The following is a 17,840-nucleotide window of genomic DNA, read 5'->3' on the forward strand; positions in this document are numbered from 1 at the left end:
TATTCATTGATTAATCCTTCTCGCTGTCCAACAGTTCAGAAGAGTTGGACAAATTCTTGAGCCTTGCGAAGCCGCTGTCGGCAAGTTTTGAGCGATTTGCCGCCTTGGTGTAGGTTGAGGCCTGTGACGTATCGGTGTGTGCTAGAAAGGCCGCGATTTCGTTCTCGGTTGCACCCGCAAGCGCCAGCCTTGCAGCGCCAGCCTTCCGTAGCCCGTGTATCGAGCCGGGCACTCCGGCTTGCACACACTTGTCACGAAACCAGTTCCCGAAAGATTCGACCACATACGGCTCTTGGCTGCCTTCCTTGGGCAAGAAGTAATGCTGGTCTATGGGGATATGTTTGAGTGCGTCTTCAAGTTCGGGAAGCAACGGCAAGTCGGCTTCGACCCCTGTTTTGCTTCGGGCATATACAATCCTCTGTTTGCCGTCTCGCATGCGAAGCATGTGCCGCCCGGACCCGCATAGGTCCTGCCGGGCCATGCCGGTATTCAACGCCAACAGCAGCGCCAGCCCAGCTTTACTTCTGGGACCATGATACGAAAGGAAGCGCTGGATCTCAGACTCTGTCCAAGTATGATAGCCCTTTGTGTTTTCTTTCATCTTTTCAGCATCCCGTGCTGGATTATGCCCTTTGTACCGCAGCTTTTTTGCAGCGAAATTGTATAGCATAGACAGGTTCTTCTTCACCGTATTCGCGGCGGCTGGTCCCTCTTTCTTGGCCATGAGGGCTTCAACATGCTCTACTTCCATCCGCGCGAAGGGCAGATCACCTGCCTCTAACTTGATCCAGTCGAGTTGGCCACGAAGCGTGCTCTTGCGAGTGGGCGAATGCCCCCTAAACCTCAGGCTTCCGTACAGTTGCTCAATCAGCCAGCCGATTGTGTCAGACTTCGCCTTGCTCCTCGGCAGCTTTACATGCTCCAGAGCAGCTTCATAGGCGGCGTCAAACTCGAGCGACCCATATGGGCCAGGCAGATTGCACCGGAACCCGTTCTTCTCGAAACGCCAGTAAATGCGGCCCTTAACGATGTTCTTCCGCACCCAAGGGTATTTTTTGTTCTTGGGTCGCCTCATTTTTTCAACAACCTGTCACATGGGTTGCCGCCGCTGTCATCTGGGCTGCCCTCGGGCACGATCACGACCAGACCGGCGCGATGGTCCACCTCCACTCGTCCGATCTTCAGCCCGGCCGAAATCGCCGCCGCGATACTGCGGGCGACCTCGACTTTGGTGACTATTGCAGGTCGGTTTGCCATCATCCCCGCCCCCTCTGCGTTTGGTCTGGCTCAACCATGTTGGCATTCAGAAATTCATCGAATGCCCCTTGGGGAACGAAGTACATGCCGCCGATCTTCACGTGACGAAGTTGCTTCGTCGAAATCAGCGACCGGACGCGGCGCTCGGGCCAGCCGAGGCGTTGAGCCAGCTCCTTGGGAGTCTCCAGATTATTTTGCATGGCGAATCCTCGAAGAATCATAGACTATTTGCACAAGACGAGACGAATCTAACCAGAAATGTATCGCCATGGATGTAAAGTATATGATTCGATACTGGATGCAAGTCTAATGACGATTGCGGAGCGACTGGCCCATTTCCGAAAAAGTCTTGGCAAAACGCAGATCCCCTTCGCAGAAGAGCTTGGCGTGTCGCAGTCGGCGTACAAGAACTACGAACGCGAGGCGACCGATCTGCCGATCAGCATCGCTGTCAAGCTGTGCCAAGACTACGACCTGTCAGCGGAATGGCTGCTACTTGGGCGGTCGGGCATGACCACCAAGATGACGGACGAGATCATCGAAAGTGCCGTTGTGGTGACGCGCGAATTCCTGACCGAACACGGGCTGGAGGTGCCGCCGGAAAAAGAGGCGAAGATTGTCCGATACCTGGTTCGCAAGATGTCCGAGACGGGCAAGCTGAACCCGGCGGAATGTGAAGAGATTATCAGGTTGGCGATTTGACGAGGGGCCTATGTCCACACCGGAAGAGATCAGACAAATTATGCGCGAAGCCCTTGAGCAGCAGCGCGCGAAAACGCTCGCGACAATGTCCGCCAGTGCTCAGCGCCTTGTGAACATTGCACCCAAGCCAGAGCTAGAAACGGTGCAGGCCAAGGCGCGCTCGGCATTCCTTAAGGCGTTATCTTGGCCCACGGCGCAGGCCAGCGCGGCAGGGGCGGTTCTCAGCTACGCCTTCGCCATCGCTGCGCTGAACATCGCTGGCGGCCATGCCCCCAACCCACTGACAGCCCCCGTGTCGTCTGTCAGCGGGCTTGTAGCCCTGCTGGCGCTCGCGCAGTTTGCCTACCTGATCCACCGCCGATAACGACCCGGCGCAGCCGCGCCCAAGAATGAAAGAGACCCGAGCAGATGCCCACCCTACGCTGGTTGACCCGAGACGACGATGTGCGCGCCGCTGAGAAGGTGCCCTACCGCCTGTTGGAGGAGGTCGAGGGGCTGGGCTATGGCGACCGGGAAGCGGGGAACATGCTGATTCAGGGCGATAACCTTGAGGCGTTGAAGGCGCTGCTGCCCTATTACGCGGGTCAGGTGAAATGCATCTATATCGACCCGCCCTATAACACCGGATCGGCGTTCGAGCATTACGACGACAATCTGGAGCATTCCCAATGGCTGGCCATGATGTGGCCCCGGCTGGAACTGCTGCGCGAGTTGCTGGCCGAGGATGGCTCGATCTGGGTGAGCATTGATGATGATGAAGGACACTACCTCAAGGTCATTATGGATGAGGTCTTTGGTCGAAAGAACTTCATCGTGAATGTGCTCTGGCAAAAAAGGATCGGACCTGACAACCGCATTCCTTTAGGTGACGCCCATGACCACATCCTCGTTTACGGGAGAGAAAAAGAGCGATTTCGAGCCAACGCCAATCGAATTCCGCTTACTGAAAAGCAGTTAAAGGAATTCAAGAATCCCGACAATGATCCGCGCGGGCCGTGGACATCATCGTCGAACTTTTCCGCTCAAGGATATCGACCTAACCAGATGTATGAAATCGCGACGCCTGGAGGTGCTGTTTACACTCCACCCGAGGGGCGTTGCTGGGTCACTATCCAATCAGAATTTGAACGCCTCAAAGCTGAGGGGCGCATGTGGTTCGGCAAAGATGGAAAGGGCATGCCGAGGAAGAAAACATATCTTCGCGAGCATGAGGGTCGCATGTCTTGGTCATGGTGGACCAACGATGAAGTGGGAAACACTCAGGAGTCGAAGAAAGAAGTAAACACCATCTTCGGGAAGAACTCCTTTGACACGCCGAAGCCGGAACGACTGATGGAACGATTGCTTCACATCGCCACCAACCCCGGCGACCTCGTGCTCGACAGCTTCCTTGGTTCCGGCACCACCGCTGCCGTCGCACAAAAGATGGGGCGGCGCTATATCGGGATCGAGATGGGCGACCATGCCGTCACCCATTGCGCGCCGCGCCTGCAAAAGGTGGTGGATGGCGAACAGGGCGGGATTTCCAAGGCGCAGAACTGGCAGGGCGGCGGCGGATACCGCTTTTACCGCCTTGGCCCGCCGGTCTTTACTGAGGATGGCGCAATCCAGCCCGATATCCGCTTTCCCATCCTTGCCGCCCATATCTGGTTCGCGGAAACCGGCAGCCCGTGGACGGAACCGCGGCCCCTGACCCCCTTCCTTGGGGCGCAGGGGGGCAAGGGCTATGCGCTGCTGTATAACGGCATCCTTGGCGACAAGTCGGTGTCTGGCGGCAACGTACTGACCCGCAAGACGCTGGCCGCAATCCGTGCCACCATGGGCGATTTCACCGGCCCCCTGACCGTCTACGGTGAACGCACGGCGCTGTCTGACGCAACATTGAAGGCCGAACAGATCGAATTCAAACAAACCCCCTATGATGTGAAGGCGCGCAAATGAAGCTGAAGGATTATCAGAAAGCCTCGCTCGCCACGCTGCGAAAATTCTTTGAAGAGGCGCGGATTACAGGCCCCAAACCGGCCTATGAGACGATTACGGCAGAACCGGAACTCGCGAAACGGCTCAAGGGCTACGCGGCAGGCTACAAGCCGATCAAGGCGCTGCCCGAGGTGCCCTATGTCTGCCTGCGACTGCCCACCGGGGGCGGCAAGACGATCCTCGCGGCGCATTCGATTACTGTGGCCAAGGATGCCTGGGTGGAAAAGGATTTCCCGCTGGTGCTGTGGCTGGTGCCGACGAACACGATCCGCATCCAGACCGCCGAGGCGCTGAAAAATCCACGTCACCCCTATCGGCAGGTTCTGGACGCGGCATTCGAGGGCCGCGTGCGGGTGTTCGACATTGGCGATTTCACCCAGATCACGCCGCATGACCTGCGGTCGAACCTTTGCGTCGTGGTCGGCACGATCCAGACGCTGCGCGTCAGCAACACCGACGGGCGCAAGGTCTATGCCCATCACGAGATGCTGGAGGGGCATTTTTCGACGGTTTCGCCCAACACACCGGGGCTTGATCGCAATGACGATGGCCCGAATAAGGGCGATATCCGATTCAGCTTTGCCAACCTGATGCATCTGCACCGCCCGCTTGTCATCATGGATGAGGCGCACAAGGCGGGCACGAACCTCAGCCAGGATGTCTATGAGCGGATCAACCCAAGCGCCCTGATCGAGTTCACCGCCACGCCCAAGGGCTTCAACAACATCCTTCATTCTGTCACAGCGCAAGAGCTGAAGGATGAAGAGATGATCAAGATGCCCGTGGTGCTTGACGAGGCAGAGACGTGGCAGGGGGCGGTGAACTCCGCCATCCTGAAACGCGCCGAGTTGCAGGAGTATGCCGATCTGGATCGGGAGGGCTATATTCGGCCCATCGTGTTGTTTCAGGCACAGAAGAAGGGTGAGGATGTTACTGTCGATGTGCTGAAGCAGCACCTGATCGACAATGAGAATATTGACCCGGCCAAGATCGCCGTGGCGACCGGCGCGCAGCGTGATCTGGACGGGATCGACCTGTTCAAGCCCGATTGCCCGATTGAATATGTCATCACCATCGAGGCGCTGAAGGAAGGCTGGGATTGTTCCTTCGCCTATGTGTTCTGCTCGCTGGCAAATATCCGCAGCAGCACGGACGCCGAACAGCTTCTAGGCCGCGTGCTGCGGATGCCCTATGCGAAAAAGCGCAAGGAACCGGCGCTGAACAAGTCCTACGCTAAGCTGGTCTCAAAACATTTCTCCGAGGCCGCCGTCAGTCTGCGCGACAAGCTGGTAGATATGGGCTTCGAGGAAAGCGAGGCCGAGGCCAATATCGAGGCCGAACAGCCGGGGCTGGATGACGGGCTGTTTGGGCGGCAATCACGCCCACGCCCGACGATGACGGTCGAGCTGGACGCCTCCGAGGAGGAGCGCCGCGACATCAACATCGTCGCACCGGGGAAGATCAAGGTCTCGGCAGGTGATGACGGCAAGACCCGGATCGAATTCACCGGCGTGCCCAAGCCCAAAGACGAAGAGCGCCTGTTCCAGATGGCTCCCGAACGTCTGCATGGCGTGCTGCGCGAGAAGCTGGCTGAGTTCAAGTCTAAGCACGCCGACGATCTGGCCCCCGCCCATCTGGGCGAGGAATTCACCGTGCCGCGACTGATGGCGCATGTGCAGGGCGAGCTGGTCTTTGGCGATACCGATATCCTGATGGAGTATCACGACTGGTCGCTGGCCGATCATCCGGCACGGCTGACCAAGGCCGAGTTTGATATTATCGAGACGACCAACACCTTCGAGATCGACCTCGACGGCAATCGCCTGTCGATCTCGGCGGCGGATAGTTCGGAACAGCTTTCGCTGGATATCGACGTGGACGACTGGACGCCGAATGCGCTGGTGCGCTGGTTGGATGGGAAGGTCCGCGATCAATGGATCGGCCAGGCGGAGCTTCTGGCCTGGCTGAGCGATGTCGTCACCCACCTGACCCGCGACCGCGATATCCCCCTATCGCAGCTGATGCGCTGCAAGTTCATCCTGGCACGCAAGCTGAACGAGAAGATCCGGGGCTTCCGCCAGATGGAGCGCGACAAGGTTTACCAGATGAACCTGTTCGGCCCCGAGGCGCGCGTCGAGGTGTCGTTCGATAACGGCATCCGGTTTTTCGACGAGATGTATTTCGACGTGCCCAAGTATCGGGGCATGTATAAGTTCAAGCACCACTTCATGGGGCCGGACGAGGTGCCGACCTTCGACAGCAAGGATGGTGGCGAAGAGGTCAAATGCGCCTGGGCGCTGGATGCCCTGCCGGGCCTGAAATACTGGACCCGCAACGTCAGCAGGCACCCGAATTCTTTCTCGCTGCCGACCTCGACCGACAAATTCTATCCGGATTTCGTGGCCGTCATGGAGGATGGTCGTCTCTTGGTGGTCGAATACAAGGGCAAGCAGTTGTCTCCGGAAGAAAGCCGCGACAGCCGCGAAAAGAAACTGATCGGTCAGCAGTGGGCCAAGGCATCCGGGGGAAAGGCCGTCTTCGTCATGGCGACGATGGAACGCGGAGACCCAAAGGAAGTGCGAGAGCAGGTGGTGGCTACGCTGTCCCCATGAATTCAAGAAAAAGAGTTTCTGAGGGGCGGCCCCTCAGAAACCCGAAGCCATCGCGGCTCACTTTTTCCGGCGGATCGTTTCGACCACATGAGTCGATTTTTTCTGTTGCGCCGTTTTGACGGTCGTAAAGCGACCAGTTTTAGCACTGCGGCCAATCTTCATATTCTTCTTTGCCATGGGAAACCTCACTATTGGCAAGTTTGGGAGGAAGATGAGCGGCGGTGGTGCCGCTCATCTAATTCTCTTCCGATTCTTATTCAGGAATAAGAATCGGCCAAGCGCGCAGCCCAAACGCTTTCGCGTAGAGCCGCTCACCGGTCGTCGGACACGTCCGCCAAGGGCGGAACACGTACCGATAACCCGGCGGAGGGGGAGTATGACGTTTTGCCATCCCTCGTTCTCCTTCGGGGCGTATCTTGCCATTTGACCCGAAAAGCGCTATATCTGCCCTTGCAACGGAAGCTGATTTGCGTTTTCGGGAGGCTCTGCATCGTCAAGCCCCTGATGCACGATTCAGAATTTCACTTGGAGGCTCGGGCGCCAACCTGAGCCTTCTTGCGTTAACAGCCCCCACTCTTGCGGATCGAACGGAGGCGGTGGTGGGCGGCATCCCAAGAGACGCCGAACCTGTCCATAAGGTCTTGTTCCCGGTCAGTGTTGTAGATGAAGCTCTGCGGCATCAGGAACTGGGCGGCGAACTGGTTCGCCTGAGGCTCTGCAAGGCAGTAGGGCTTAGTGCCATCTCCGCGCTTTGCTCGCGCCAGAGGCACGTTAGTGTGAAGGGCCCAGTGGCCTAACTCATGGGCAGCGGTGAATCGTGCCCGGCCCTCTCCGGCACAGGCTTTTTCGTACACATCCTCTCGCAGCATAATGAACTTACCAGTGGGGCAGGTGTAGCCTTCGGCACGTCCCATCTCATGGTGGGAACCCACATCGAAGCGCACCATGTCGAGCTGGTAGTCGAGGACTTGCTCGATAAGCTCGACCACCGGAACTTCAGGGAAGGTGTGCAAGCCGAACTGTTGCCGGAACCGGTCGGCCCGGCTTCCGATGGCCGCCCAACTCATGGGCGGCACCTTATAATCGTCTCCGGTACTCATTTCGCGTCCTTCTTGTTGAGGATTTGGAAGATGCTCTTGAGCTCGTCGTCAGACAGGCTGTCCATCCGCCGCGCCATGAGGCCGGCAGTATCTCGGGCCAACGGGCTGTCAGCCTCGATAGTGAATGCTTTCCGGGATCGGTCAGCAGCGCGACGCATGGCGTCGGCGGCTTCCCCGGCCAGCCGGTAGGCTTTAATAACAAGATCTTCAAAGCCCGAGGGCGGGCTTTTCGTACCGCGCTCTACGGCGGAAATGAAAGCAGAGGACCGTTCAAGGCGCTGCGACATGTCAAGCAGACGCTCGTCCTCATCAATTCGCAATTTCCGCAGCTCCTTTCCGATTTCTGTGGTCATGGTCGTGGCTCCTCACGAGTGGTTCCATGACAACATACGCGCTGCGGCTTAGGGATTCAACCACAAAGGTTAAAATTTTTCACCTTCTGGATTTGCAGGAGAGCCTCAAAAGTTAACGCGTTACCCAAAACAGCTCTCGAATACCTGAAAGCAAACCTTCTGCGGAAAGCATTAGAGTCAAAAGATAGGCTTATCAGCTGCGGTTAGAGGTAAACAATTCCGCCGCAGGCACCCCGAGCGCCTCAGCGATCCGAAGGATCGTCTTGAGGCCCGGATTCCGTTCCCCGCGCTCGATGCCGCCGATGTAGGTTCGGTCAAGTTCCACGGTCAGGGCAAACCCCTCCTGCGAATAGCCCTGCGCCTTGCGCAGCTCGCGCAGGCGCTTCCCGAAATCCTCGACTGTAAACGTGCGCTCCATACCGCTGTAGCGCAAAAAAGGTGTTTAATCGTCCACGGACTAATCGTATCACTTTGAGCAACAGAGGAGATTTCGATGAGTTTCGTACGATTTGCCCGCCAGTTGTTAATAGCATCGCTGATTTCCAGCGCAGCAGCTGCCGCCCACGCCCAGGACCGTTTGGCCGAAACGCTGACGCCGGAGCCGCGCCCTTACCCCTACGCGATCCTCGACATTCAGCCGGGAGCAGAGGCGATGGACGCGGCCAGCATGTTCGGAGAGCGGATGATGCTGATCCTCGTGCCCGAGCAGGTCGCGTTGCGGGTCGAGAATGGCGAGGGGCGCGCATTTGCGTTGACCTTCGACCAAAAACTGGTGACGCAGGGCGTGGGGCTGCACACCCGAATGGGCCGCGATCCCTATGCCGAGATCAACGCCACGCTGGCGACTGACGTCATGGGCAGGCGAGTGCTGCAAATCCGGCGCACGATCCGCGAGCCGAACGAGAACCTGCCCGAACCTGCCGCGCTGATTGCGCAGCTGGAAGAGCGCTATGGTCCGCCTTCGAAGCGGGACGGAAGCAGCGCAACGTGGGCTTGGGGTGAGGATGGCTTTATTCCTGATCTCGACGGCCAGCCGCTGTATGAGATCACCACCGTCAGCCAGTTTGGGTTGCGCAAGACGATCCAGTATCGACCCTGCTCAACGGGCTTCAGTGCCGATGCCGAATACCGTTTTCGCCAACACCGTGAAACGCCGATCATGCCGGGTTGCACGGCGCTGTTCACGGTTGGGGTTAGCGGCGGCGCACAGCTCTCAACCGTCAGCTTTTCGCTGACCGATTTCGATCTGATCCGCCAGCATGTGGCCGAGGTGGATCGTCAAATCCTCGAAGCCTTGACCACCGACGCACCGGTCGCGCCCGCCGATATGGACCTGTGACGCCATGACAGACACAGCACCAGAAATCCAAACCTGCCCGTTCTGCTACACCGAGCTGGACGCCCGCGCGACCGTTTGCGGGCAATGCGGGGCTGTCAAAGACCTCACCCCCGCATGGATGAGCCGCCTGAAGTTCTATGGCCTGAGTGTCGGGCTTATTCTGGTCGGGCTGTTCCTCGCCTTCGTGGACGGCAAGGGGATCAATTGGTGGGCGGTGCCTTTCGTCGTGATCGGAGCCGCCTTTCTGGTGCTGGGCCGCAAGGTCGACCTATCTGACCAGCTTTGGCACCGTAAGGAATGAGGAGGCCGCTATGACTTGGTATGATACGCCGAAGTGCAGGGAGCAGCGGCAGGAACTGGTCGCATTGGCAAAACGCGACCGATCCGAGGCTGAAGAGGCCCGCTTTCAGGAATTGATCGACCTCGTGAAGAAATGCGATGCATACAACAAGGCAGCCGAGGATTTCGTAAACGGCGCGCCATGAGCGGCAAGCCGCCGCGCAAGGACGAGTGATGGCACATTGGTACTCGGCCGACCCGCATTTCGGGCATGAGGCGATCCTTGCCCATGCCGGGCGGCCCTTCCGCAGCATCGAACATATGGACGCGACACTGATCGAGCGGATGTGGAGCCGTGTCGGCCCCGAGGACGATCTCTGGATCGTCGGGGATTTCGCCTTTGGCCTGAAGGCAAAGGATGAAGGCTGGCTGCTCGGCCTCTTCGGCCAGCTTCCCGGCGCGCGCATACACCTGATCACCGGCAATCACGACCTCGCCCCGACACTGGCCCTGCCATGGGACAGCATCACGCCCATGGCCGAGGTGCCGGACCCCGAAGCTGAACGCCCGGTCACGCTCTGCCATTATCCGATGATCACCTGGAACCACGCCCGTAAAGGCGCGCTGCATTTCTTCGGCCATGTTCACGGTAATTGGCGCGGTTCATCCAACGCGGTGAATGTCGGCGTCGATGTCTGGGACTATGCCCCCGTCAACGCCCGCGAAGCCTCCGCCCGCGCCCGCAGCCTGCCGCCCAACAGGCACTGGCAGGATGCTGAGCCTCGGGCGAAAGCGAGGTAATCCAAATGTCCCGTTCCCACCGCAAAACCCCGATCATTGGCGTAACAAAAGCCCCAAGCGACAAGACCTTCAAGACCAGCGAACACCGCCGGGCACGCCGCGCCCTGAACCAGATCGACCTGACCGCAGATGACGCGCCTCATGAAAAGCAATTCGGCGACCCATGGCGCGCCGACAAGGACGGCAAGCACCCTTTCGACCCGAAAGAATGCTCGGAGTTGATGCGCAAATGACCCGCAACCCTGAGCACCGCCCGACGCATCACGGCAACAACAAGCCATTCCGCATGAAATGCACGCTCTGCGGCAGCATCGCGGAGAGCTGGCACTACGCGGCCAAAGCGCCGAAAGGGGCGACGAAGGGCATGGCGTCCTGCGCGTGCGGCAACATCACCGTCGACAGCCTGGGCTACAAAAACCTCGGGCGGGTTTTCGAGAAGCAACCAGGCACGGCAGAAGGCGTGGAGTGATCCGCTATTCTCCGCATCTGGTGCGGAGAATAGGCCGCGTAATCTCCGCAATCGCTCGATACTTGGCGTCTCGCTCATGTGGAGTTTCCGGCTCCCGTGTGGCATCCGGCCCCGCCTGACATCGCCTCCCATAAGGCAGGGGAAGGCGGGGTAGCCAATAGCCTTGAACAAACCAGCAAGGCTGCCTCAATCCCTCAGGGCGCTCGCCCTTCGGCAACGTTCTTGCCAACCTGATAGCAATGCAGGGCGCAGGGAAAGTGCCGGATGAGCACTCCGTCAATTTCGCTCTCGGCGGTGATCGTCTTCGTTGTCGCCCCTGCGGGAACGCTGTTGGCAAAGTTGCGTTTGGCGAACTCGACAAGCCCGCGCAATTCACCTGGTTGATCACTGGCGTAGCGGTCGGACCATTTGATTTCATATGCCCAGGTCGGCTTGAGGCGCGCCGGATCGACACGAACCAGATCAACTTCCAGATCGGTCCTTCCCTGCTTCCACCGCGCGTAATGCAGGTTTTTCATCAGATCGGAGTGGAACCATTGCGAAAAAATCGCCGTCTCGGACATCGCGCCCATCGCATCGTCACCATCGGCAATCGGAGCGAATAGCGCGGCGCGCATGGATGGGTTGGTCAGGTAGACCTTGAAGTTTCGCATCCGCTGAAATGTCTTGCCAGTGTCGTCCACACGGCGGATTCGGACAATCAGGAAAGCGGCTTCCAAGTATTCGAGATACTTCGTGATCGTGTTCTTGGCTACGCCCGAGCTTTGAGCCAGGCCGTCGAGACTGATTTCCTGCCCCGTATGGTAGGCTATTGTCGTGAAAAGCCGATTGAGTTCCTGAATGTCCTGAATGCCATAGAGGCTGGGGAGGTCACGCAGCAAAACCTTGTCGATGATATCACGGCCAAGGAAACGCTGCACATCCGCTTGAATCGCCGGGTTGAGAACCGCTTCCGGGTAGCCTCCGAAGTTCAGGTAATTGATGAACTCTTCGTTCAGCCGCTCGATATTCGGCGTGGAAAACCGTAGGGTCGCGCCAAGCGGAGCGGATGTGATCAGATCGGCTTCCAACTCCCTAAACGCCAGGAATTCGGCAAAGGTGAGTGGCGGGAGGAAAAAGTCAGTGAAGCGACCTGCGCCCGATTCCTGGCTTTTCAGGCGCAGCGCCGCCGCCGCCGAACCGGATGCGATAAACCTTGTGTTCGGGTGCTGGTCGGTCAGAACCTTGAGATGGACTTCCCAGTCTTTCAGATACTGGATCTCATCAAAGACGATGATCCGCTTTGCCTGCGCATCATGCTCAGTCTCTTCCTCGAACAGGTCAATCAGGCGCGAGAGCGGCATTCCGCTATAGAGTGGCGTGTCGATGGATACGAACAGGATGTTCTGGCCGCTGAACCCCTCGTTTATCGCCTTCTCAATCAGCTGACGCAGCATGACGGTCTTGCCAACCCGTCGCGGCCCCATCAGGATGGTTGAGCGTCGCACAGACCAGTCCAGGGCAAGCTTCGAAAAGGGGCCAAAATAGGCGCGCGTCTTCTCGGCTGGACTTTGAGCCACCTTATACGAAGCGTCCCACCACGGGTTATCCCGGCGGAGACTTTTGAGAATGTCTGATTTCGCGATTTCGAGCATGTTTCTCTAGTATCAAGGCATTGATCTTATGTCAACAAGGGCGCTCATAGCACTGATAACATGAAGAAATCCATGTAGTAGTAGTGAGCCATGCTCCCTGTCTGGACAGCCTCTTACGCTTAACTGCACGCTTAGTCTGCACGCACCACCCGGAACATCCGCCCGTTGTAGCGGGCGAGATCCGACAGGCCGGGGGCGCTCCAGTGCGTGATGGTTTCGCCCTGCGGCACCACGATCACCACGCGGTTGCGGTAGGGGATCAGATCGAACCCGATTTGCTGCCGCAGCTCGGCAAAGTGTTCGAGTTCAGCACGCGCTGCATCGCGGTCGGCACCGAGCTGCGCCAAATCGGCGCCCATTGCATCGATCTCGGCGGAGAGAGCGGCCTCACGGCTTGCCAACCGATCTGCGAGAGCCTGCAAAGCTGCTTCGCCTTCGGCCCGCGCCTCGGCGATCTGCTGGGTGTTTTCCGAACGGATGCGGCTGGTCTCGGTTCGTGCATCGGACATCATTCGGCTGGCCATGCCCGCGATTAAAGTCAGTACCAGAAGCGCGCCAAGGGCCAGCAGAACGACGCCAAGGGTGACTCTACGACGTAGCCCTACGATCCGTTTACCTTCTGCCTCGATGGCCTTGGCCAGGGTTGCACAAGATGCCTCCAAATCTAAAAGTTCTGATCGCGCCTTGGCCAATCCCTCTGTCAACTTGTTCAGATCATCGGCAACTGCGCCGTGGGCATCCTCCTTTCTCTGCCGAAACTTTGCGAGACGGGCATCCAGTTCATTCATGGTTGCAAACCGCGATCATGATTCAGTGCGGCCTTCACCGGCTTCGCCGCTTCTTCCTTGGTGATATCCTTTTCCGGCTGCGAAAGTCGCGAGGCTATGTTGGCCCAAGCGTTATGCAAAACCTGCATTGTGTCTCTGATCAAATCGATCAGGTTGAGGTCCGAGGCCCGTTTGCGCAGATCGTCGTCTTTGATGATCCAGACTTTGGTTTCTTCAGGGTGCGGGCGCACTGATCCATCGAGTACACCGAGAAACAGCTCCAACACGACCCGGCCCGCCTCGCGCGCGGAATCGCGGAGGTTTTGGGTGCGCTCCTTCTCGATCTTGGCAAGCGTGTCACGCAGACGGCGCGCTTCGTCTTCCGTCGCGGTTTGAGCCTGCCGGAGGGATGCCCTGTCCTCTGCAAGAAGCCCTTGTTGACGTGCCTCAAGCGCAGCTTGCTGGCGTTCGATCTCTTGTTTTACGCGTGTTTCAGCAGCACGGGCGGTCTCTTCGGCCTGCTTCCGGATAAGTTTGGCCTCCACCCGGTCAAGATCAGCCTCCTCCAGCGCCGCTTCGGCAAGATCCAGCTTTTCGGCGATTTCCTCAACCTTGGCCGCGAGTGATGCTTCCAGCCCATCTTCGGCATCGACCAGAACGCCCAAGCGCTCCTCCATGTCGCGGATGACTTTAGCTTCGCGCCGAGCGGCCTCCTTTTCAGCTTTCCATTGCTGGCGGCTTAACCTCCGGCGCTTCGGGCCGGTGCGTGTGAGGCCACAGAGTAAACTGACGTGTTCAAAGTAATCATCCTGAATCTCGCGGGCCTTGGCGCGATAGGCGGCGTTACCCATTCTCAACGCCGCCTTGTCGTCGTGGCCAGCGGCACGCGCCACCTCCATCGCCTCCTCCTTGGAGCGCCAGGCAGGATTCAAGTCGCGCGCCGAACAGTTTGGGTCATCCAAAGGCAAGACGAATGCATGAACATGGGGGTGCTTTTCGTCCCAATGGGCAATGACACTGACAAGCTTTTCACCAAAAGTCGCCTTGAGCCATGCCACGTTATGGTCGCGCCACCGCTCATACTCTGCGCGGGCCTCAGGTGTGGCTTTCACCAGTTCGGTTGGAACCGGGTAAGACGCGACCGCCGTCAGCAGCGTGTGCCGATCCTGCCTAATACCGCGACGCGCCATCCTTCCCCCCTTCAGCGTCACCTCGACACTGCCAGCCGTAACCATCTCGTCATGCAGACGTGGCACTTCATCGATTGGAACCCCGAAAATGGTTTCGGGCGGAACGGGATTTTCAACATGCGCACTGAAAGCAGGTGCTCGAGCGGCCTCTTCAAGCACCTGCTCGACTGACTGCCCACCAGGATTTTTCTTGCGAGAGAAGCTCTGCAAATGCACGAATTGGGGACCGGACATCACAGCCCCACAGTTGCGTGGCAAACACAATATTGACCGACTATTATGTTGGCGAGCAACATGTCGGGCAAGGCGCTGCGCCCCTGCACCCAGCCAGCGGCTGCGCCGCCGGTCCCGCCGGGACCGAAGCCGCCGATCGCGGCTGCACACATCTTCCGCCGCCAGCCTCGTGATGGGCGCTGCGGAACATGTGTGCGAAGAGGTCTCAATGAGCGAGGAAGCTGTTCCATCACAGGCACCCCGCAGCTTGTGCTTCACCAAGCGTGATGAGATTGCGGTCCACTGCCTCCTGCACCTGAGCCTTCGTCAGGTGCCGACACATCCCGTGGCGCGCCCTGACCCATCCTGCAATCTGTCCCACGCGTTTGACCGCCGCCGCTTCCGCCTCCGCCCGAGCGAGCCGCAGATCATCAACATGCCGCTGCCACTTTCGGCCCCGCAGCCAGTTGTCGATGAAAGCGACCTTGCTCCTGGTGAATTCCGCGCTCTCTGCCGAATAGGCGCGGGCGGCTGCCACCAGCTCGTCCCGTGAAACCTGCCGCAGGATGTCCTTCACGAGTTGGCGGCAAGCCTTTCGGTCCCGCCTGCGGTCCTCAGGGTAAGCCGCCCAGACAATTTCCAGGTCAGCATCCGCCTCCTCCGCGATGGAAGGATATGGTTTAGAATATGGTTCTAATCTGTTCCTATAACATTTGCCCTCAGGGGCCGATGCGCTGCCTTCAGGGGCAAATGCATCATCTGCCGTTTCGGGCTGCTGCATTTGCCCTTCTGGGCAAATCAGTTCGCCCAACGCATACCAGTTCGCGCGCTTGAACCGATCCTCAGCGAAGTTGCCTTTCAAGATCAGCCCCGCCTCAAGCAGCTTGTCGAGCGCTGTTCGGATCTGTTTTGCAGTCAGATAGGGGAACTGTTCGTCGAACGCCGCGAGCGAATTGTAGGTCCAGTAGCGGCCCTCATGGAAGTTTCGCCGGTTCGCTTCGTTGTGGCGCACCCAGAACACGAGATTGCGATAGACTACCGCCGCATTGATGCCGACCAACATAGCGATTCCCGGGTCGAACGCATGAAATGCGGCGTCGGCCTTGATCTCTGAGCGGCTCATCCGAGCGCCCCAAAACGGTTGGACAGAACCCGTTTTTTCCAAATGAAATCAATGGGGGGGAAACACCCTGTTGGACAAATTATGTCGTTGATTTTATTAAATAGTGCCCCCACCCTACGGGCTGCCACCTTATCCAGAAAAATCAGACATTTGCGATTTGGAATTCGGCACAACGCGTCGACTTCTGCCCGCATGCGCGATCAACCTCGCTGTAGCGGAAAAAGCCCGTGATCCCGACACCCAAGTCGGGCACCCCGGCATCAAAGCCTGCGCATCAGCCGTCCGCAGATCGTCAGTTCAGCGCCCGCAGCTCGGCCAGCAGCGCGGCATTCCGGCACCAGTCGGGCGGCGCGGGCGCGCGGTCGGGGTTTTCCGAAAGATATGCCAGACAGCCCGCCACCCCGTCGCATTGCCGGCAGCGATCAACCATTCCCGCCAGATCCGCCCGTGTCAGCACGCCCTCTTGCAGGTTCGCCGAGAAATCCACCCCAAGCCGGCGCGCGATACCGCGCGTGATCCAGAAGTGCAGATCCGGATTTCCTTGAATTTCCATTACCTTGGCCCTCCGCCACGGGTTTCGCCTGACCGCTGCACCGACAACCGCGCCCTTGCGCATCATCCGGCGCGGTTGCGGGACTGTCGCGATGACAGCCCGGCATCCACGATCATTGTGACAGGATCATCAAATCTGACCATGACAGCCATGATCCAGATCAAGCGGGCGAATGCCACCCCGATCCTGGATCAGCGCCCACGGGCGCGCAGCTCGGCCACGGTCTGACGCACGACATCCATGCGCAGCGAATTGGCCGGATGGGTGCCAAAGATCATCCGGCCCGGGTCCGGGATCCGCGTGAAGAATGCCGCGCCAAGCAGCGGATCATAACCCGCATTCCAGGTCAGGACCGTGCCCAGACGGTCAGCCTCCAGCTCATAGTCCTTGGATTTTGCCCGGCTTCCCACCGTGGCGCCGAAATCCTGTGCCGAACGGATCGCAGTCGGATCCGCGCCTGACGCCGCCGCCAGCGTGCCGAAGATCAGCGCCCCGGCCATCGCGTCCTGCTGCTTGCGCGGAATATGTTCGGCAATGTGATGGGCCGCTTCATGCGCCATGACAAAGGCCAGCTCATCCTGGTTGCGCGCCTCGGAAATCAGGGCAAGGTTGAACCCGATGACCGGCCGCCCCGAGGCTTCGAAGGTCTGAAAGGCGTTGGGCGCCTGGCCGGGTCGGTCGTCCACCACGATGCGGTAATCGCAGTTTTGGGCAGCTGCCCGTTCGCGGCACTCGGTCTCGATCAGCGGCTCCATCCGGCGCGCCACGGCGATGAAATTCTGCGCGGCCATATCAGGCGGCAAAAGCTGCGGCACGGGCGCGCTGACAGCCTGCACCGGCACCATCTGCCCGGGCGCCCCCGCGCAGGCGGCAAGGATCGCCAGAAGCGGCAGGGCAAGGGCAAGACGCAGCTTGGCAAGGCGCATGAATACCTCCGGACGGATCATATCCGGCAGATTACCGGGCCGCCCCGCCCCGGAAAAGGGCGCACCGCCCTGCTCACGCCAATGTTTCCTCTTTCTGCCCGGCCTTGCGCACGCTAACCTTAGCCCATGTTCACCATCGAGCACGAATTCGACGCCACCGTGATCACCCTCGTCGATGAGGGGGACGATTCGAGTGGTTTTCTGCAGGAAGACATCACGATCCACAGCTTTGAGGAATGCGTCACCCTTGAGCAGCTGGATGAACATACCGACACCGTGCAGCGCATCACCTTTTCGCATGCACAGTTGCGCGAACTTGCCGCGGCGCTGAACCTGCCCGAAGGGGTCTATCGTCTGCATCGCCCCGCAGACAAGCACGACAAGACCTGACGCGCCTCTTCGGCTTTGCGAAAATATCCTGGGGGTCCGGGGGCAGAGCCCCCGGCGCATGCCCAAGCGGACAGGGGGGGGGGGGGGGGGGGGGGGGGGCCCGCCCCCCCCACCGACAAAAAAAAACACCCCAACCCCACCAGAAGAGAAAC

At 59.1% G+C, this 17,840-nt stretch carries 23 protein-coding genes; 11 read left to right on the top strand and 12 right to left on the bottom strand.

The annotated features are described in order from the left end of the window. Positions 1–10: 10 nt before the first annotated feature. Genes MXB90_RS14345 through MXB90_RS14355 form a run of 3 tightly spaced genes read right to left on the bottom strand, consistent with a single transcriptional unit; the run spans position 11 to position 1,457 of the window. Positions 11–1,075, bottom strand: a complete 1,065-nt coding sequence (locus tag MXB90_RS14345) for a tyrosine-type recombinase/integrase (protein WP_250046048.1) — start codon at positions 1,073–1,075, stop codon at positions 11–13. Then, the gene (locus MXB90_RS14350) at positions 1,072–1,260 is read right to left on the bottom strand and encodes a hypothetical protein (protein ID WP_250046049.1); all 189 of its coding nucleotides are present in this window, start codon (positions 1,258–1,260) and stop codon (positions 1,072–1,074) included. The genes MXB90_RS14345 and MXB90_RS14350 overlap by 4 nt, the downstream gene beginning before the upstream one ends. Further along, positions 1,257–1,457: a helix-turn-helix domain-containing protein gene (locus MXB90_RS14355; protein ID WP_250046050.1), complete on the bottom strand. Its 201-nt coding sequence runs from the start codon at positions 1,455–1,457 to the stop codon at positions 1,257–1,259. Before MXB90_RS14355 ends, MXB90_RS14350 begins: the two co-directional genes overlap by 4 nt. Before the next feature lie 109 nt (positions 1,458–1,566). Between MXB90_RS14355 and MXB90_RS14360 the strand changes: the two genes are divergently transcribed. The 4 genes from MXB90_RS14360 (at position 1,567) to MXB90_RS14375 (ending at position 6,551) form a co-directional block, all read left to right on the top strand. After that, the gene (locus tag MXB90_RS14360) at positions 1,567–1,959 is read left to right on the top strand and encodes a helix-turn-helix domain-containing protein (protein ID WP_250046052.1); all 393 of its coding nucleotides are present in this window, start codon (positions 1,567–1,569) and stop codon (positions 1,957–1,959) included. Between the two features lie 10 nt (positions 1,960–1,969). Continuing rightward, positions 1,970–2,323 (top strand): hypothetical protein, encoded by a 354-nt coding sequence (locus tag MXB90_RS14365; RefSeq protein ID WP_250046053.1) that lies wholly within the window; start codon positions 1,970–1,972, stop codon positions 2,321–2,323. A gap of 62 nt (positions 2,324–2,385) precedes the next feature. Beyond that, positions 2,386–3,900: a site-specific DNA-methyltransferase gene (locus tag MXB90_RS14370; RefSeq protein ID WP_250046054.1), complete on the top strand. Its 1,515-nt coding sequence runs from the start codon at positions 2,386–2,388 to the stop codon at positions 3,898–3,900. Continuing rightward, a complete protein-coding gene (locus MXB90_RS14375; RefSeq protein WP_250046058.1) occupies positions 3,897–6,551 on the top strand; it encodes a DEAD/DEAH box helicase in 2,655 nt (884 codons plus the stop codon). The genes MXB90_RS14370 and MXB90_RS14375 overlap by 4 nt, the downstream gene beginning before the upstream one ends. 560 nt (positions 6,552–7,111) lie before the next feature. Here the strand turns inward: MXB90_RS14375 and MXB90_RS14380 are convergent. The 3 genes from MXB90_RS14380 to MXB90_RS14390 all read right to left on the bottom strand — a co-directional run bounded on the left by MXB90_RS14380 (position 7,112) and on the right by MXB90_RS14390 (position 8,422). Beyond that, the gene (locus MXB90_RS14380) at positions 7,112–7,651 is read right to left on the bottom strand and encodes an ImmA/IrrE family metallo-endopeptidase (protein ID WP_250046060.1); all 540 of its coding nucleotides are present in this window, start codon (positions 7,649–7,651) and stop codon (positions 7,112–7,114) included. Continuing rightward, a complete protein-coding gene (locus tag MXB90_RS14385; RefSeq protein WP_250046062.1) occupies positions 7,648–8,004 on the bottom strand; it encodes a hypothetical protein in 357 nt (118 codons plus the stop codon). Before MXB90_RS14385 ends, MXB90_RS14380 begins: the two co-directional genes overlap by 4 nt. Positions 8,005–8,197: 193 nt before the next feature. Continuing rightward, positions 8,198–8,422, bottom strand: a complete 225-nt coding sequence (locus MXB90_RS14390; RefSeq protein ID WP_250046063.1) for a helix-turn-helix domain-containing protein — start codon at positions 8,420–8,422, stop codon at positions 8,198–8,200. Positions 8,423–8,497: 75 nt separating this feature from the next. Here MXB90_RS14390 and MXB90_RS14395 point away from each other — a divergent pair, with 75 nt between their 5' ends. The 6 genes from MXB90_RS14395 to MXB90_RS14420 are packed head-to-tail and all read left to right on the top strand — an operon-like array spanning position 8,498 to position 10,892. Beyond that, entirely contained in the window at positions 8,498–9,343 is an 846-nt protein-coding gene (locus MXB90_RS14395) for a hypothetical protein (RefSeq protein WP_250046065.1), read from the top strand. Positions 9,344–9,347: 4 nt separating this feature from the next. Then, positions 9,348–9,644, top strand: coding sequence for a hypothetical protein (locus MXB90_RS14400; protein WP_250046066.1), 297 nt, complete (start codon positions 9,348–9,350; stop codon positions 9,642–9,644). 10 nt (positions 9,645–9,654) lie between these two features. Further along, a complete protein-coding gene (locus MXB90_RS14405) occupies positions 9,655–9,828 on the top strand; it encodes a hypothetical protein (protein ID WP_250046068.1) in 174 nt (57 codons plus the stop codon). A gap of 28 nt (positions 9,829–9,856) precedes the next feature. After that, complete coding sequence (locus tag MXB90_RS14410; protein ID WP_250046070.1) at positions 9,857–10,423, top strand: metallophosphoesterase; 567 nt, start codon at positions 9,857–9,859, stop codon at positions 10,421–10,423. A 5-nt stretch (positions 10,424–10,428) separates the two neighbouring features. Beyond that, complete coding sequence (locus tag MXB90_RS14415) at positions 10,429–10,656, top strand: hypothetical protein (RefSeq protein ID WP_250046071.1); 228 nt, start codon at positions 10,429–10,431, stop codon at positions 10,654–10,656. Next, the gene (locus MXB90_RS14420) at positions 10,653–10,892 is read left to right on the top strand and encodes a hypothetical protein (protein WP_250046072.1); all 240 of its coding nucleotides are present in this window, start codon (positions 10,653–10,655) and stop codon (positions 10,890–10,892) included. The genes MXB90_RS14415 and MXB90_RS14420 overlap by 4 nt, the downstream gene beginning before the upstream one ends. 194 nt (positions 10,893–11,086) lie before the next feature. Here the strand turns inward: MXB90_RS14420 and MXB90_RS14425 are convergent, their stop codons facing one another. From MXB90_RS14425 to MXB90_RS14450, 6 genes are all read right to left on the bottom strand, one after another. After that, positions 11,087–12,526, bottom strand: a complete 1,440-nt coding sequence (locus MXB90_RS14425; protein ID WP_250046074.1) for an ATP-binding protein — start codon at positions 12,524–12,526, stop codon at positions 11,087–11,089. Between the two features lie 131 nt (positions 12,527–12,657). Then, positions 12,658–13,314 carry a hypothetical protein gene (locus tag MXB90_RS14430; RefSeq protein ID WP_250046076.1) on the bottom strand — a complete coding sequence of 219 codons (657 nt, stop codon included), beginning with the start codon at positions 13,312–13,314 and terminating at the stop codon, positions 12,658–12,660. Beyond that, entirely contained in the window at positions 13,311–14,717 is a 1,407-nt protein-coding gene (locus MXB90_RS14435) for a plasmid recombination protein (RefSeq protein WP_250046077.1), read from the bottom strand. The genes MXB90_RS14430 and MXB90_RS14435 overlap by 4 nt, the downstream gene beginning before the upstream one ends. A gap of 229 nt (positions 14,718–14,946) precedes the next feature. Beyond that, a complete protein-coding gene (locus tag MXB90_RS14440) occupies positions 14,947–15,819 on the bottom strand; it encodes a hypothetical protein (RefSeq protein ID WP_250046079.1) in 873 nt (290 codons plus the stop codon). A 292-nt stretch (positions 15,820–16,111) separates the two neighbouring features. Further along, the gene (locus tag MXB90_RS14445) at positions 16,112–16,372 is read right to left on the bottom strand and encodes a DUF6455 family protein (RefSeq protein WP_250046080.1); all 261 of its coding nucleotides are present in this window, start codon (positions 16,370–16,372) and stop codon (positions 16,112–16,114) included. 191 nt (positions 16,373–16,563) lie between these two features. Next, positions 16,564–17,298, bottom strand: a complete 735-nt coding sequence (locus MXB90_RS14450; protein WP_250046082.1) for a M48 family metallopeptidase — start codon at positions 17,296–17,298, stop codon at positions 16,564–16,566. 126 nt (positions 17,299–17,424) lie between these two features. On the opposite strand from MXB90_RS14450, the gene MXB90_RS14455 reads away from it, so the two are divergent. After that, positions 17,425–17,688, top strand: a complete 264-nt coding sequence (locus MXB90_RS14455; RefSeq protein ID WP_250046083.1) for a hypothetical protein — start codon at positions 17,425–17,427, stop codon at positions 17,686–17,688. Positions 17,689–17,840 lie beyond the last annotated feature (152 nt).

The sequence above is a fragment of the Phaeovulum molybdatiresistens genome (assembly GCF_023544865.1).
In the GTDB taxonomy this organism is placed as follows: domain Bacteria; phylum Pseudomonadota; class Alphaproteobacteria; order Rhodobacterales; family Rhodobacteraceae; genus Pontitalea.

Bases quoted from the DNA above. Each gene is read 5' to 3' on its own strand.
- MXB90_RS14345 (WP_250046048.1), bottom strand. From the start codon at position 1,075: ATGAGGCGACCCAAGAACAAAAAATACCCTTGGGTGCGGAAGAACATC.
- MXB90_RS14350 (WP_250046049.1), bottom strand. From the start codon at position 1,260: ATGATGGCAAACCGACCTGCAATAGTCACCAAAGTCGAGGTCGCCCGC.
- MXB90_RS14355 (WP_250046050.1), bottom strand. From the start codon at position 1,457: ATGCAAAATAATCTGGAGACTCCCAAGGAGCTGGCTCAACGCCTCGGC.
- MXB90_RS14360 (WP_250046052.1), top strand. From the start codon at position 1,567: ATGACGATTGCGGAGCGACTGGCCCATTTCCGAAAAAGTCTTGGCAAA.
- MXB90_RS14365 (WP_250046053.1), top strand. From the start codon at position 1,970: ATGTCCACACCGGAAGAGATCAGACAAATTATGCGCGAAGCCCTTGAG.
- MXB90_RS14375 (WP_250046058.1), top strand. From the start codon at position 3,897: ATGAAGCTGAAGGATTATCAGAAAGCCTCGCTCGCCACGCTGCGAAAA.
- MXB90_RS14380 (WP_250046060.1), bottom strand. From the start codon at position 7,651: ATGAGTACCGGAGACGATTATAAGGTGCCGCCCATGAGTTGGGCGGCC.
- MXB90_RS14385 (WP_250046062.1), bottom strand. From the start codon at position 8,004: ATGACCACAGAAATCGGAAAGGAGCTGCGGAAATTGCGAATTGATGAG.
- MXB90_RS14390 (WP_250046063.1), bottom strand. From the start codon at position 8,422: ATGGAGCGCACGTTTACAGTCGAGGATTTCGGGAAGCGCCTGCGCGAG.
- MXB90_RS14395 (WP_250046065.1), top strand. From the start codon at position 8,498: ATGAGTTTCGTACGATTTGCCCGCCAGTTGTTAATAGCATCGCTGATT.
- MXB90_RS14400 (WP_250046066.1), top strand. From the start codon at position 9,348: ATGACAGACACAGCACCAGAAATCCAAACCTGCCCGTTCTGCTACACC.
- MXB90_RS14405 (WP_250046068.1), top strand. From the start codon at position 9,655: ATGACTTGGTATGATACGCCGAAGTGCAGGGAGCAGCGGCAGGAACTG.
- MXB90_RS14410 (WP_250046070.1), top strand. From the start codon at position 9,857: ATGGCACATTGGTACTCGGCCGACCCGCATTTCGGGCATGAGGCGATC.
- MXB90_RS14415 (WP_250046071.1), top strand. From the start codon at position 10,429: ATGTCCCGTTCCCACCGCAAAACCCCGATCATTGGCGTAACAAAAGCC.
- MXB90_RS14420 (WP_250046072.1), top strand. From the start codon at position 10,653: ATGACCCGCAACCCTGAGCACCGCCCGACGCATCACGGCAACAACAAG.
- MXB90_RS14425 (WP_250046074.1), bottom strand. From the start codon at position 12,526: ATGCTCGAAATCGCGAAATCAGACATTCTCAAAAGTCTCCGCCGGGAT.
- MXB90_RS14430 (WP_250046076.1), bottom strand. From the start codon at position 13,314: ATGAATGAACTGGATGCCCGTCTCGCAAAGTTTCGGCAGAGAAAGGAG.
- MXB90_RS14435 (WP_250046077.1), bottom strand. From the start codon at position 14,717: ATGTCCGGTCCCCAATTCGTGCATTTGCAGAGCTTCTCTCGCAAGAAA.
- MXB90_RS14440 (WP_250046079.1), bottom strand. From the start codon at position 15,819: ATGAGCCGCTCAGAGATCAAGGCCGACGCCGCATTTCATGCGTTCGAC.
- MXB90_RS14445 (WP_250046080.1), bottom strand. From the start codon at position 16,372: ATGGAAATTCAAGGAAATCCGGATCTGCACTTCTGGATCACGCGCGGT.
- MXB90_RS14450 (WP_250046082.1), bottom strand. From the start codon at position 17,298: ATGCGCCTTGCCAAGCTGCGTCTTGCCCTTGCCCTGCCGCTTCTGGCG.
- MXB90_RS14455 (WP_250046083.1), top strand. From the start codon at position 17,425: ATGTTCACCATCGAGCACGAATTCGACGCCACCGTGATCACCCTCGTC.